This is a genomic window from Paractinoplanes brasiliensis (assembly GCF_004362215.1).
GTDB lineage: Bacteria > Actinomycetota > Actinomycetes > Mycobacteriales > Micromonosporaceae > Actinoplanes > Actinoplanes brasiliensis.
In genome coordinates this window covers 2,872,911-2,886,491 of the sequence record NZ_SNWR01000001.1, presented here as the reverse complement: position 1 = coordinate 2,886,491, position 13,581 = coordinate 2,872,911, and the positions used below count along the sequence as shown (strand labels likewise).

Annotated in this window: 12 protein-coding genes; 9 read left to right on the top strand and 3 right to left on the bottom strand. The window is 71.1% G+C overall.

All coding sequences use genetic code 11. The features are described 5' to 3' along the window. Positions 1 to 34 precede the first annotated feature (34 nt). The 8 genes from C8E87_RS12885 (at position 35) to C8E87_RS12850 (ending at position 9,164) form a co-directional block, all read left to right on the top strand. On the top strand, positions 35 to 751 hold the full coding sequence (locus tag C8E87_RS12885; RefSeq protein ID WP_133876787.1) for an ABC transporter ATP-binding protein: 717 nt from the start codon (positions 35 to 37) through the stop codon (positions 749 to 751). Between the two features lie 14 nt (positions 752 to 765). After that, entirely contained in the window at positions 766 to 2,901 is a 2,136-nt protein-coding gene (locus tag C8E87_RS12880) for an FtsX-like permease family protein (protein WP_133873320.1), read from the top strand. A 16-nt stretch (positions 2,902 to 2,917) separates the two neighbouring features. Next, entirely contained in the window at positions 2,918 to 4,297 is a 1,380-nt protein-coding gene (locus C8E87_RS12875; RefSeq protein ID WP_133873319.1) for a M14 family zinc carboxypeptidase, read from the top strand. Between the two features lie 75 nt (positions 4,298 to 4,372). Continuing rightward, positions 4,373 to 5,383: an iron-siderophore ABC transporter substrate-binding protein gene (locus tag C8E87_RS12870; protein WP_133873318.1), complete on the top strand. Its 1,011-nt coding sequence runs from the start codon at positions 4,373 to 4,375 to the stop codon at positions 5,381 to 5,383. A gap of 6 nt (positions 5,384 to 5,389) precedes the next feature. Next, positions 5,390 to 6,409, top strand: coding sequence for a FecCD family ABC transporter permease (locus C8E87_RS12865; RefSeq protein WP_133873317.1), 1,020 nt, complete (start codon positions 5,390 to 5,392; stop codon positions 6,407 to 6,409). Positions 6,410 to 6,518: 109 nt separating this feature from the next. Then, the gene (locus C8E87_RS12860) at positions 6,519 to 7,550 is read left to right on the top strand and encodes a FecCD family ABC transporter permease (RefSeq protein ID WP_239079926.1); all 1,032 of its coding nucleotides are present in this window, start codon (positions 6,519 to 6,521) and stop codon (positions 7,548 to 7,550) included. After that, the gene (locus C8E87_RS12855; RefSeq protein ID WP_133873316.1) at positions 7,547 to 8,359 is read left to right on the top strand and encodes an ABC transporter ATP-binding protein; all 813 of its coding nucleotides are present in this window, start codon (positions 7,547 to 7,549) and stop codon (positions 8,357 to 8,359) included. Before C8E87_RS12860 ends, C8E87_RS12855 begins: the two co-directional genes overlap by 4 nt. Before the next feature lie 28 nt (positions 8,360 to 8,387). Continuing rightward, a complete protein-coding gene (locus C8E87_RS12850) occupies positions 8,388 to 9,164 on the top strand; it encodes a DinB family protein (RefSeq protein ID WP_133873315.1) in 777 nt (258 codons plus the stop codon). Positions 9,165 to 9,168: 4 nt separating this feature from the next. Here C8E87_RS12850 and C8E87_RS12845 read toward each other — a convergent pair whose 3' ends face one another. Together C8E87_RS12845 and C8E87_RS12840 are read right to left on the bottom strand one after the other, a co-directional pair. Next, entirely contained in the window at positions 9,169 to 9,462 is a 294-nt protein-coding gene (locus C8E87_RS12845; RefSeq protein WP_133873314.1) for an Rdx family protein, read from the bottom strand. An 18-nt stretch (positions 9,463 to 9,480) separates the two neighbouring features. Then, the gene (locus C8E87_RS12840) at positions 9,481 to 10,911 is read right to left on the bottom strand and encodes an MFS transporter (protein ID WP_133873313.1); all 1,431 of its coding nucleotides are present in this window, start codon (positions 10,909 to 10,911) and stop codon (positions 9,481 to 9,483) included. Between the two features lie 81 nt (positions 10,912 to 10,992). Between C8E87_RS12840 and C8E87_RS12835 the strand changes: the two genes are divergently transcribed. Beyond that, entirely contained in the window at positions 10,993 to 11,664 is a 672-nt protein-coding gene (locus tag C8E87_RS12835; RefSeq protein ID WP_239079927.1) for a TetR family transcriptional regulator, read from the top strand. Here the strand turns inward: C8E87_RS12835 and C8E87_RS12830 are convergent. Next, positions 11,654 to 13,576, bottom strand: coding sequence for a hypothetical protein (locus tag C8E87_RS12830; RefSeq protein WP_133873311.1), 1,923 nt, complete (start codon positions 13,574 to 13,576; stop codon positions 11,654 to 11,656). The genes C8E87_RS12835 and C8E87_RS12830 overlap by 11 nt on opposite strands. Positions 13,577 to 13,581: the final 5 nt, after the last annotated feature.

Genomic DNA, 13,581 nt, shown 5'->3' with positions numbered 1-13,581 from the left:
AGCTAACACACCGAGAGGCGCAGTCATGAACGACATGGTCGCGGTCCGGGTCGAGGGACTCACCCGCACGTACGCCACCGACGGCCAGCGGGTCGTCGCCCTGGCCGGGGTGGACGCCGAGTTCGCCCGCGGCACGTTCACCGCCGTGATGGGCCCGTCCGGTTCCGGCAAGAGCACGCTGCTGCAGACCGCGGCCGGGCTCGACCGTCCCACCGGGGGCCGGGTCTGGGTCGGCGACACCGAGTTGTCGCAGCTCTCCGAGACCCGGCTGACCGAGCTGCGGCGGGACCGCATCGGCTTCGTCTTTCAGGCGTTCAACCTGATCGGCGCGCTCACCGTCGAGGAGAACATCCTGCTGCCCTCGAGGCTGTCCGGGGTGCGGCCCGATCGGCAGTGGGTGGCGAGCGTGGTCGAGCGGGTCGGCCTGACCCAGCGGCTCTCGCACCGCCCGGCCCAGCTCTCCGGCGGTCAGCAGCAGCGCGTCGCGATCGCCCGCGCCCTCTCCGTACGCCCCGACGTGGTCTTCGCCGACGAGCCGACCGGCGCGCTGGACACCGAGACCGCGGGTGAGGTGCTGGCCCTGCTGCGCTCGATGGTCGACGAGTTCGGCCAGACCGTGGTGATGGTGACGCACGACCCGGTCGCCGCCTCGTACGCCGACCGGGTGCTCGTGCTGGCCGACGGCCGGATCGTCCGCGACCTGCCCCAGCTGGGCGCGGAAAAGATCGCCGAACTGCTCGTGACCAGGTGAGAGGACCGACCCCCATGTTCAAGCTCGCCCTGCGCCTGCTGCGGCAGCGCCCCGGCACGTCGATTGCCACCCTGGTCGCCCTGGCCGGCGGCGTGATGATCCTGATGACCCTGGCCGTGTTCGTCGAGTCGGGCCTGCGGTACCAGCCCGAGCCGCAGCGCTATGCGGCGGCCGACGTCGTGGTCGCCCACCGCTACATCGAAGTGTCCACGAAGGAGTTCGGCGAGGTCAGCGTCACGAAGGTGCCGCTGCCCGAGGGCAAGGTGCCGCCCGCGCTCGCCGACCGGATCCGCGCCGTTCCCGGGGTGACCGACGTCCAGGCCGACGCTCAGGCCATCGCGATCAAGGCTTCCCCCGACGCCGTCAAGACCATCGAGGGCCTTGCCGAGGAGGCCGGGGTCGAGGCGTACGCGGGGAAGGAACGGGGCTGGGCCGAGGGGTCCGCCTCGATCGAGGCCCGTTCGCTGCTGCTGGAGGTGGGCGGCGCGTTCGGCGGGTACGTGGTGCTGCTGATCGTCTTCGTGGTGGCCGGCACCGTTGGCCTCTCCGTCCGGCACCGCCGGCGTGACCTGGCCCTGTTGCGAGCCGTCGCCGCCACCCCGCGTCAGGTGCGTGCGCTGGTGGTCGCCGAGGCGGCGGTGGTCGCTCTGGCCTCGGCCGCGATCGGCATCCCCGCCGGGCTGTGGTCGACCGCCTGGGTGCACGACCAGTTGATCGCCCGCGGGTTCCTGCCGGAGAGCTTCCCGGTCACCAACCCCGCTACCGCGGCCGTTTTCGGCACCCTGATCACCCTGCTGATCGCCGTGGGCGCCGCCCGGATCGCGGCCCGCCGGGTCGCCCGCATCCGCCCGGCCGAGGCGCTGGGTGAGATCGCCGTCGAGCCCGCCCACGGTGGCCGTGTCCGGGGTGCGTCCGGGCTGCTCACGTTGGCCGCGGCCGGCATGGCCACGTTCTTCGCCGCGGGCACCTCGGGCATGACCGCGGTGGCCGCCGCGCTCGGCATGCTCTACCTGTACGTGATCGCGGTCGCGCTGCTGGCCCCGTGGATCAACACGTACGCCGCCCGGGTGGTCGCGCCCGTCCTGCGGAAGGTCTGGGGAGTCTCGGGCGATCTGGCCGTGGCCAACCTGCGGGCCAACGCCCGGGGCATGGCCGCCGTGCTGAGCGCGCTCGTGCTGTCGGTCGGGTTCGGCGGCTCGGTCTGGTTCCTGCAGGACAACCTGGAGCGGCAGACTGTCACGCAGAGCCGGGAGGGCATGCTGGCCGATCGGGTCGTGGCGGCGCCCGAGGGTTTGCCGGCGTCGACGGCCGACCGCGTACGGGGGATTGCCGGAGTGCGGGCCGTGACGGGTGTGCAGCACACGTCGATCGTGGTGCGGGTCTTCGACGGGGCCGAGCAGGCCGAGGCCCGAGCCGTCGAGCCGGCCCAACTGTCGTCCACGATGGACCTGGGCGTACGGGAGGGCAGCCTGTCCGCGCTGACCGGCGACACGATCGCTGTCTCGTCGTCGGCGGGCTGGAAGGTCGGTGACGAGGCCGAGATGTGGCTGGGCGACGGCACCCCGGTCAAGCGCAAGGTGGTCGCCGTCTACGACCGCGGGCTGGGCTTCGGCGATGTGCTGCTGCCGTACGTGTCCGGCCCGTACGACGAGATTCTGGTGCGCACCGACGGAAGCGCCGACCAGGCTCTCGCGGCCCTGGGGCAGGTGCGTACGACCGACGACCTCACCGGGCAGCTCGGGCGTGACATGGCCATCAGCGCCTGGCTCAACAAGATGCTGATCACGGTGATGGTGGCGTACGCGGCGCTCGCGGCCGGCAACACGATGGTGATGGCGGCCCTGGCCCGCGGCCGGGAACTGGCGGTGCTGCGGCTGGCCGGGGTCACCCCGCGCCAGGTGCGGCGGATGGTCAACGCCGAGCAGGTGGGTCTGCTCGGGGCCGCGCTGACGGTCGGTGTGGTGATCGCCGCGCTGACGCTGACGGCCGTGGTCCGGGCCCTGACCGGAACGCTGGTGCCCTACGTGCCACCGATGGGCGGGGTGGTCGTGCTGGGCGGCGCGATCGTGCTTGCCCTGGTCACGACGGTCCTGCCGGTGAGCCGTCTGCTCCGGATCCCGCCGGTCAGAGCAGCGGGAACCAAGGAATAGCGGGCAGGATGGCGGGATGGACACCCTTCCCGCCTGGCTCCTGGCCGAGATCGACACCGTGCCGGCGTACGACGCCTTCGCCGGGGTCGACGAACTGCACGCCGGACTGCGGCGGATCGCGGATCGTCACCCCGGCGTCGCGTCGTTGCGCCGGTGCGGCAGTTCCCGGCAGGGCAACCCGCTCTGGTGTCTGACCATCGACGCCGACGCCCCGGACGCGCCTGAGGCCCTCGCCTTCGGCCTGCCGCATCCCAACGAGCCGATCGGCGGGCTCACCGCGCTGCACCTGGCCGAACGCCTTTGCGCCGACCGTGAGCTGAGGGCCCGGCTCGGGCACCGGTGGCGGATCGTGGACTGCGCCGACCCGGACGGGCTGCGGCTCAACGAGGGCTGGCTGCGCGGGCCGTTCACCCGCAGCCACTACGCCCGGCACTTCTATCGCCCGGCCGGCCGCGACCAGGTCGAGTGGACCTTCCCGGTGAACCACGGGGACGCGTACTTCGACGAGCCGATCCCCGAGACGCAGGCGCTGATGCGGCTGATCGACGCGCACCGGCCGGCCCTGGTCGCGTCGCTGCACAACAGTGAGCTGGGCGGGGCGTACTACTGGCTGAGCCGTGCCGAGCCGGCCCTGCACCCCGTCCTGCAACGGGTGCCCGAGCATCTGGGCATCCCGCTCGACCGCGGCGAACCCGAGGCGCCCGACCTCGAGCTGCTCGACGACGCCATCTTCGAGGCCACGCCCCTGGCGACGGTCTACGAGCGGACGATGGCCCGCCGGCAGCCGTGGATCTTCGAGGGCGGCAGCACCACCTGGTACGCCGAACGGTGGGGCGCGTTGGTGCTGGTCAGCGAGCTGCCGTACTGGCTCGACCCGCGAGCGGGGGACACGGCCGAGGCCGGGGTGACGTACGCGGAGGCCCTGGCCGCCAATGCCGTCGCGCTGGCCGATCTGGGGGAGCTGCTCACCCGTACGCTCGCCTCCGTCGAGAACCATCTGATCGCGCCGGCCTCCCCGTTCTGGCGGGCGGCCCGCTTCTATGCCACGGTCGTCGAGGCCGCCGGGCAGGAAAGGCTCGCGCGCAGCAAGGATCCGGCGTCGGAGCGGCCGGCCACCGTGGCCGAGGCGAGCTCGCTGGAGCTGAACATCCACGAGTGGCGTCTTCGGTACGGCGGGATCCTGTTCCGGGCGCTGCGGGGCGAGGCCGCCGTGGGCAACGTACGGGCTTCGGTCCGTTCCGCGCTGGCCGAGGTGGAGCAGCGGTACGCCGCCTGGCTGGCCGAGGACGCCCGTGTCGCCGAGCTCGACCCGATCGAGATCCGTCGTCTCGTCGGGGTGCAGTACGCGGCGACCGTCGCCGCAGCCGCTCATCTGGCTGGTCGTCTGCAATTGTGACCTTCGCGGCTCTGACTTGCGGATAGGGTGAACGCCGTTAGGTTAGGCTCACCTTTGCGAATCATGGAGCCTCTGATGCGACTTCCGTTTTCCCGCGCCGGCCGGTTGCTGCCGGTCGCCCTTCTGAGCGCCGTGGTTGCCCTCACCGGCTGCTCGACCACCGGCACGGAGGACGACAACGCCGCCCCCGCAACGGGTTCGTCGGCCGCCTCCGCCTTCCCGGTCACCATCACGACGGCCTTCGGTGACGTCACCGTCAGCAAGCAGCCCGAGCGGGTTGTCGCTCTGGGGTGGAGCGACGCCGACGTGGCGCTCTCGCTCGGGGTGCAGCCCGTGGGCGCGTCCGACTGGCTGGCCTTCGGCGGCGACGGTCAGGGCCCGTGGAACGCCGGCAAGTACACCACCCCGCCCGCGATCCTCGGCACCCTCGAGCTCGACATGGAGAAGGTGGCGGCCCTCAAGCCCGACCTGATCCTCGACACCCGCTCCAGCGGCGACAAGGCCCGGCACGACTCGCTGGCCAAGCTCGGCGTGCCCGTGGTCGACGTCCCCAAGGGCGGCGAGATGTACCTGACCACGTGGGAGCAGCAGCTCGACATGATCGGCAAGGCGCTCGGCAAGCAGTCCGAGGCGGCCGCGCTCAAGAGCGAGCTGGACGCCAAGTTCACCGCGGCCGCGGCGGCCAACCCGGGCTTCAAGGACAAGACCGTCGCGGCGGTCGCCCGCACCGGCGAGGGCTGGGGCGCCTACGTCTCCGGTGACGGCCGGGTCGACTTCCTGACCAAGCTCGGCTTCAAGAACGCCCCGGCGATCGAGGCGCTCAAGAAGGACTCGTTCTACATCACGCTCTCCAACGAGCAGCTCGACCTGGCCGACGCCGACGTCACCGTCGTCTTCCTCATCCAGGCCACGCTCGACCAGGTCAAGGGCGACAAGCTGTTCCAGGCGGTGCCGTCGGTCAAGGCCGGGCATGTCGCCTACATGGACAACCAGGACATCTCGAACGCGTTCTCGAGCTCGTCCGTCGCCGGCCTGTCCTACGCCGTGGACAAGGTCACCCCGCTGCTGGCCGCTGCCGCCGGCTGACGACCGGTGCCGGACCCCCGTCGCCGCAGGGCCGTCGTGCTCACCACCGGACTGGTGGTGATCGCGGCGGCCCTCGGCGGTGCCGTGCTGCTCAGCCTGGCCGTCGGCGCCCGCGACATCCCCCTCGGCGCGGTGCTGCACGCCCTCACGAACCCCGATCCGAACTCGACCGAACACCTGATCATCACCGAGAGCCGCATTCCCCGTACGATCGTCGGCCTGCTTGCCGGGGCCGCGTTCGGCCTGGCCGGGGCGGTGATCCAGGGTGTCACCCGCAACCCGCTGGCCGACCCGGGCATCCTCGGCGTCAACGCGGGCGCGGGCCTGTTCATCGTCATCGCGATCAGCTTCCTCGGCATCACCGGCCTGACCGGGTACGTCTGGTTCGGCTTCCTCGGCGCGGCGATCACCTCAGTCCTCGTCTACACGATCGGGTCGGTCGGCCGCGGCGGCGCGGCGCCCGTGAAACTCGCGCTGGCCGGGGCGGCGGTCACGGCGGCACTGACCTCGTTCACCACCGCCGTGCTGATCACCGACGTGGACGCGTACGAGCAGTTCCGGTTCTGGCAGGTCGGCTCGCTGGCCGGGCGCGGCGCCGACGTCGCCGTGCAGAGCGCGCCGTTCCTGATCGCCGGAACCGCGCTCGCCCTGTATTCGGCCCGCTCGCTCAACGCGCTCGCCCTCGGCGACGACGTGGCCACCTCGTTCGGCCAGAACGTGATCGTGGCCCGGCTGATCGCGGCCGGCGCCGTGGTGCTGCTGTGCGGCACGGCCACCTCGATGGCCGGCCCGCTCGTCTTCATCGGCCTGGTCATCCCGCACATCGCCCGTGCCGTCACCGGCCCCGACCACCGGTGGCTGATGCCGTACTCGATGCTGCTGGCCCCGCTGCTGCTGCTGATCGCCGACGTGATCGGCCGGGTCGTGGCCCGCCCCGGCGAGGTGCAGGTCGGCATCGTCACGGCGATCATCGGAGCCCCGATCTTCGTGGCGCTGGCCCGCCGCGAGAGGCTGGCGGAACTGTGACCGGCGCGCTGATCTTTCTGACGCCGGCCGGCCGGGGAGAGGCTGGCGGAACCGTGACCGGCGCGCTGATCCTTTTGACGCCGGCCCGCCGGGAAAGGGCGGCCGAGCGGTGAAGGCCGGGGTGGTCGAGCAGGCCCGCCGCCGCGAGACGGCCCGCGCCCGCCGGGTGGCCGGCGCGCTGCTCGTGGCGCTGATCGCAATGGTCGCGCTGAGCCTGTCCTACGGCGACTTCCAAATCTCGCTGCCCGACGTGGTGCGTTCGCTGCTGGGCCGCCCGGCACCGGCCGGCGTCGACTACGTCATGCACGAGCTGCGCCTGCCCCGGGCGTCGGTCTCAGTGCTGGCCGGGCTGGCGTTCGGGCTGGCCGGAGCGATCTTCCAGCAGCTGCTGCGCAACCCGCTGGCCAGCCCCGACGTGATCGGCGTGAGCCAGGGCGCCACCACCGCGGCCGTGGTGACCGTGCTCGTGTTCGGGGTCGACGGCAGCTTCGTCGCGGCGACCGCGCTGGCCGGCGCGGTGCTGACGGCCCTGCTGATCTACACGCTGTCGTGGCGCAAGGGGGTGGGCGGTTACCGTTTCATCCTGGTCGGCATCGGCGTCGGCACGGTGCTGACCAGCATCACCTCGTACGTGCTCACCCGCTCGGATGTGAAGATCGCGGCCGAGGCGATGATCTGGCTGACCGGCAGCGTCAACGGGCGTACCTGGTCGCAGATCGTCCCGCTCGCTGTCGCCGTGCTGATCCTGCTGCCGCTCGCGCTGACCCTGGGCCGGGCGCTCACCGGCATGCAGCTCGGCGACGACCTGGCCACCGCTTTCGGCGTACGCGTGCAGGCGAGCCGTTTCGCCCTGCTGCTCGTGGCCGTCGTGCTGGCCGGGACGGCGACCTCGGCGGCCGGTCCGATCGCGTTCGTCGCCTTCATGTCGGGCCCGATCGCCGTCCGCATGGTCGGCGGGGGACGCCCCGTCCTGTTGCAGGCGGCCCTCGTCGGCGCGTTGCTGGTGCTGGTCAGCGACTTCATCGGCGCGCACCTGCTGGGCCCGCGCCAGTTCCCGGTCGGCGTCGTCACCGGTGTGATCGGCGCCCCCTATCTGCTGTGGTTGCTCGCCACCGCCAACCGCTCCGGCCGAGGAGGATGACCGTGCCCCTGGACCTGAAATCCGAACGGCTCTCGCTGGGGTACGGCGAGCGGATCGTCGTCCGTGACCTGAGCCTGCACGTGCCCACCGGCAAGGTCACCATCATCGTCGGGCCCAACGCATGCGGGAAGTCGACCTATCTGCGGGGCCTGGCCCGCCTGCTGGCGCCGGCGTCGGGTGAGGTGCTGCTCGACGGCAAATCGATCCACTCGACGCCCAGCCGCGAGGTCGCGCTGCGGCTCGGCATCCTGCCGCAGGGGCCGATCGCGCCCGACGGCATCACGGTCACCGATCTGGTCAGCCGGGGCCGGCACGTGCATCAGGGCTGGTTCCGGCGGTGGAGCAGCGAGGACGACGTCGCCGTGACCGCCGCCCTGACCGCCACCGGCACGCTGGCGCTGGCGGCGCGGCCGGTCGACGAGCTCTCCGGCGGGCAGCGGCAGCGCGTGTGGATCGCGATGGCGCTGGCCCAGCGCACCGGGATCCTGCTGCTCGACGAGCCCACCACCTATCTCGACATCAGCCACCAGGTCGAGGTGCTCGACCTGCTCACCGACCTGAACGAGGCCGAGGGCACGACGGTGGTGATCGTGCTGCACGAGCTCAACCTGGCCTTCCGTTACGCCGACCACGTCGTGGTGATGAAGGACGGCGCGGTGGTGACGGCGGGTGACCCCAACGAGGTGCTCACCGAGCAGATCATCGCGGACGTGTTCGGCATGCGCTGCCGGCTGGTCGACGACCCGATCTCGAACACCCCGATGATCGTCCCGATCGGACGGCATCGCGTGCGGGATGGGGAAGCGTAACGTCCGGTTCCGGGTCTACCGTGCGCTCATGGCTGAGACCAACCGCGAAGACCTGCGCGGCTCGCACTTCACGTCCACCGGCCTCACCGGCTCGGTTTTCCGCGACGTCGACCTCTCGGGCTCGGTGTTCCGCGACGTCGACATCTCCAGGTCGACCATGCGCGGCGTCGAGATGTGGGATGTCACCATCGACGGCGACATCGGGAACCTGGTGATCAACGGGGTCGACGTGGCGCCGCTGATCGAGGCCGAGCTCGACCGGCGCGAGCCGTTGCGGGTGAAGATGCGCCCGTCCGATCCGGCCGGTTTCCGCGAGGCGTGGGACATCGTCGAGCGGCTCTGGTCGCAGACGGTCGAGCGGGCCCGCAAACTGCCGGCTGAGCGGCTGTACGAGTCGGTCGACGGGGAGTGGTCGTTCATCGAGACGCTGCGGCATCTCGCGTTCGCGACCGAGTCGTGGGTGTCGCGGGCGATCCTCGGCGACCCGTCCCCGTGGCATCCGCTGAGCCTGCCGTGGGACGGGATGCCGGACACGCCGGGGGTGCCGCGCGACCGGGAGGTCCGTCCGTCGCTGGACGAGGCGCTCGCGTTACGGCTCGACCGGATGGCCACCGTACGCCGCGTGATCGACGAGCTGACCGACGAGTCGCTGGCGGCCGCCACCGCGCCGGTCGAGGCGCCGGGCTGGCCACGGCCGCGGGCTTACCCCGTACGGGAATGCCTGTTGACCGTCTTGAACGAGGAGTGGCATCACCGTCTGTACGCCGAGCGCGACCTGGCCGTCCTCGAGCAGCGCGGCGCCTGACCGCTCAGGCCGGAGTCGTGCCGGCCCGGTCGGTGTGGCCGAGGGAACGGCCGGGCGCGACGCGATCGCGCACCAGCCGCTTCAGCTCGGGCAGCTCCGGGAACCCGCCCTGTTCCTTGCGGGACCAGAGCAACTCGTCGTCGAGACGGATCTCGAACACGCCACCGGTGCCCGGCGCCAGCGCCACCTCGCCCAGCTCCTTCTGGAACGTGGTGAGCAGTTCCTGCGCCGTCCACGCGGCCCGCAACAGCCAGCGGCACTGCGTGCAGTACTCGATCTCCAACCGAGGGGTTCTCACAGCTGTTCAGTATGCCGGTCAGGCCGGCTCCAGCACCGGCTCCTCTTGCTCGGCCCGGGACGGCCCGGCCGCCTTGACCGAGCGCAGCGCCCACAGCGCGATGGGGATGCCCGCCGCGACCAGGGCCGCCGCGACCACCAGTGACACCTGGTAGCCCTCGAGGTAGCGGTGCAGCTCGGAGCCGGTGGCCGCGTTCGAGCGGTTGGTCAGGATCGCGCCGAGGATCGTGATGCCGAGCAGGCCGAACACCTCACGCGAGACGTTGAGCATGCCCGACGCGATCCCGGCGCGGGCGGCCGGCAGCGCCCCGAGGACGACGTTGTTCAGCGGGACGAGCATGCCGCCGCCGACGCCGTAAACCAGGAACCACGGCAGCAGGTCGAGATACGTGGTTCCTTCCCCGTACGAGGAGATGCCCGCGACCGAGACGGCCATGAGCGCGAGCGCCGCCGCCACCGTGCTGCCCGCGCCGAACCGGGCCTCCAGCCTCGGCGCGACAGTCGCCAGCACGGCCATGACCAGCGCCATCGGCACGAACGCGGCCCCCGCCTCAGTGGGCGTGAAACCGAGCACGTTCTGCATGTAGATCGCCGTGTAGAAGTAGATGCCGAACACGCCGAACGCCCACAGGCCCATCGCGAGCAGGCCGCCGGTGAAGACCCTCAGCCGGAAGAAGCTGAGGTCCATCATCGGGTTGGCCGAACGCGACTCGATGACGACGAAAGCGATCGCCCCCGCCGCCGCGACGGCGAAACCGGCCAGGATCCAGCCGCTGGTCCAGCCGCGCGACTCACCCTCGATCAGCGCGAAGGTCAGGGCGAACAGCGCCAGCGAGGACGCGACGAGGCCGGGCAGGTCGAGACCGCGGCTCGTGCCCCGGCGTCCGGCCGGGATGCTCAGGGCGCCGACCACGGCGGTCGCCACACCGATCGGCGCGTTGATCAGGAAGATCCAGCCCCAGGACACGTTCTCGCTGAGCCACCCGCCGGTCAACGGGCCGAACGCCAGCGCCAGCGCGCCGACCCCACCCCAGATGCCGACCGCCGTGGCGCGTTCGCGAGCGTCAGGGAACAACTGCGTCAGCAGCGCCAGCGAAGCCGGGGTGAGCAGGGCCGCGCCCACGCCCTGCACGGCCCGCGCGCCGATCAGCATCTCCTGGTTCTGCGCGAGGCCGGCGACCACCGAGGCCACCGTGAAGACGGCGAGGCCGCCGAAGAACACGCCCCGCATGCCGAGCACGTCGGCGATGCGGCCGCCGGCCAGCAGCAGGCCGGCGAAGACCAGGATGTACGAGCTGGCGATCCACTCCAGGCCCTCGATGCTCAGCTGCAGATCGCGCTGGATCGACGGGAGGGCCACGTTGACCACGTTGTTGTCGAGATAGGTCATGAAGGTGGCCAGCGCCACCGCGGCGAGCGCCCACCACCTGCGATTTGTCTGTGCCCTCATGCGGGTCACCCTCCTGTACGGCGTCCGTGTACAACGTACATGTACCGCGTACATGACACCTGTACGTTGTATGGTTGTCAAGTGGCAGCAGAACGACTCAGCCGAGCGACGGTCGCCGAGACGGCGTTACGCCTGGGGGACGAGCACGGCCTCGGCGCGGTGACGATCCGCCGGCTCGCGCAGGAGCTCGGGGTCACCCCGATGGCGCTGTACTGGCACTTCAAGAACAAGGACGAGCTGTTCCTGGGCGTGATCGACCACGGGCTGGCCGACGTCCGGGCCGACCGCAGCGTGTCCGACCCGTGGCAGAAACAGCTGCGCGCGATGGTCGAGTCGCTGGTTCAGGCCATGCGGCGGCACCCGATCCTGCCCGACCTGCTGCACCAGTCCGACAAGGCGCGGGCCACCAGCTTCAACCGCGCCACCGAAGACGCCCTCGTGCTGCTCACCGAGGCCGGCTTCACCCCGCAGGAGGCGTACTGGGTGGGCAGTTATCTGCTGCACGGCGTGATCGGCCTGGTCCACGCCCAGGTCGAGACCCCCACGCCCACCGAAGGGCTGGAGGTCGGCGAGTGGCGCCGTATGCGACGGATCGAACTCGAGTGCCTGCCCGCCGACAAGTTCCCGATGATGGTCCAGATCGGTTCCCTGTACGCCGACGAGCCCGACCCCGAGCGGTATTACATGTTCGGCATCGAGCTGCTGATGGCCGGCGTCGAGGCGATGGCGGCGGCCCGCTCGGCTACTTCGTGAATGTGAAGTACTGGTAGTTGCCGTAGGTCGTGGCGTTGAACGTGTCGCCCGACTTGGCGTACAGGTAAATCGCCCGGATCCGATATCTGACGCCGGCCGTGTGCGTGCCCGACAGCTCGTTGTACAGGTTGCCGTACTCGTTGATCCCGAAATAGCCGGCCTGCCACACCTTCCATTTCTGGCCGTTGAAGTATTCGAGCTGCAGATAGACGCTCCGCCCCGGCACAGCGGGGCTCTTGGTGGTGATGTACGGGTCCACCGTCTTGCGCAGGTGGTGATACGACACCCCGCCGATCTTGGCGACCTTGTAGGACCGGCTGATCGATGTCGTCACGCTCGTCCTGACCGGAACGGTCGTCTTGACCGTGCGCGCGGGGGTGAACGCGTCGCCCGCGAAGACCGCCGAGAACGTGGTGTTGCGGGTGACCTTGAAGGTGGCCGTGACCACGCCCTGCTTGTTCGCCGTGGCCCTGCGCACCAGCCGGTTCACCTGGTCGCCGCCGAACGGGTCGGCCCAGATCTCGACGACGCGGTTCGAATGGGTCGAGCCCAGTCTCGCCGTGAGAGAGACCGTTTTCCCGTACGCGAGAACCCCGCTGCCACCGCGGGCCAGCGCGAGCGTCGTGGGTTTGGTCGTGCCGACGGCGAACGACTTGGTGACCGTGGCGGGGGAGTAGTCGGCGTTGCCCGCGAACGCGACGGTGTAGGTCACCGTGCCGCTCCGGGCCGGCTTGTCGGTGATCGTGAACTGGCCGTTCGCCGGGACAACGTTCGGCGACACGCGACGGCTGCCGGCCGCGTCCTTACGGGTGATCACCACCGGCAGGCCGGCCGGGATCGGCGCCGCGAACGAGCCCGCGAGCGTGGCCGTCCTGCCCAGCTCCAGCTTGGCCGGCGCGGTGAGCGTGACCTTCGTGACCAGCTTGGCCGGGTCGCCGAAGATCTGCAGGTCGAAACGACCGGCCTCGCCGGAGACGCCGAACAGGCGCGGGCCGCCGGGCTCCCAGGCCAGGCTGCCCGGCTGCAGGACGCCCGGGGTCTTGACGGTGAACTGCTTGGTCGCGGTGGCCGACCCCGGCGCGAACACGGACACGGCCTTGCTCGTGCCGACCGCCACGGCGCCGGTCGAGCCGACGGCGACCGCATTGTTGTCGGCGGCGGCCGTGTAGTTCTGCAGCGTGCTCACGTCGGCCGGTTTCAGCGCGCGGGCCAGGCCCTCGCTGCCGGCCACCAGCAGCCGGTCGCCGTCGGGGCTGAACGCCAGGGCCTTCGCCTGCCCCGCCCCGACCGGCGCGGAGACGACGGCCGGGGTGCCTGCCGCGACGTTCACGACGGCGACGGCGCCCGGGGTCGCGGACGGGTCGGCGGCAGCCAGCAGGTCGCCCTCCCCGATGAGCACCGGGGTGGCGTCGAGGCCGGTGGTGACGACGTCGGGCGTGAGATCGGGCTCGTCGCCGCCCGGGTCGAGGCGGCCGATCCCGCCGTCCGCCTCGCCGAACCAGACGCGGCCGCCCGCGACGGCCAACGAGACCGGCTTGGCGTTGCCCGACGCCGTGAAGTTCTGAGTCGGAGAGCCGTCCTTCTTGAAGACGCTGATCTCTTTGGCATCGGGGCGCGCGGCGTAGACCTCGCCGCCGTCCGCGTCGAACGCCAGACCGGCGATGCCCGGCAGATTGATGGTGGTTTTCTTCACGACACCGGCGTAGTCGGTGGTGATCAGCTTGCCGCCGACCGGGTCGCTGATGAAGATCAGCCGGCTCTCGGGGTTGACCACGATGTCGCCGAAAGACGCGATCGGTAGCGTGGTGGTGAGGTCAACGGCACGGGCCGGGCCCGGCACGCCGAGGACGGCCGCGGTCGATCCCGCGACCAGGGCGGCCGTCAACGCTGCGCGAACCATCCGATGCGACACGGAGG

Coding starts and splice junctions, on each gene's coding strand:
- C8E87_RS12880 (WP_133873320.1), top strand. CDS start 766: ATGTTCAAGCTCGCCCTGCGCCTGCTGCGGCAGCGCCCCGGCACGTCG.
- C8E87_RS12885 (WP_133876787.1), top strand. CDS start 35: ATGGTCGCGGTCCGGGTCGAGGGACTCACCCGCACGTACGCCACCGAC.
- C8E87_RS12840 (WP_133873313.1), bottom strand. CDS start 10,911: ATGAGGGCACAGACAAATCGCAGGTGGTGGGCGCTCGCCGCGGTGGCG.
- C8E87_RS12870 (WP_133873318.1), top strand. CDS start 4,373: ATGCGACTTCCGTTTTCCCGCGCCGGCCGGTTGCTGCCGGTCGCCCTT.
- C8E87_RS12875 (WP_133873319.1), top strand. CDS start 2,918: ATGGACACCCTTCCCGCCTGGCTCCTGGCCGAGATCGACACCGTGCCG.
- C8E87_RS12850 (WP_133873315.1), top strand. CDS start 8,388: ATGGCTGAGACCAACCGCGAAGACCTGCGCGGCTCGCACTTCACGTCC.
- C8E87_RS12855 (WP_133873316.1), top strand. CDS start 7,547: ATGACCGTGCCCCTGGACCTGAAATCCGAACGGCTCTCGCTGGGGTAC.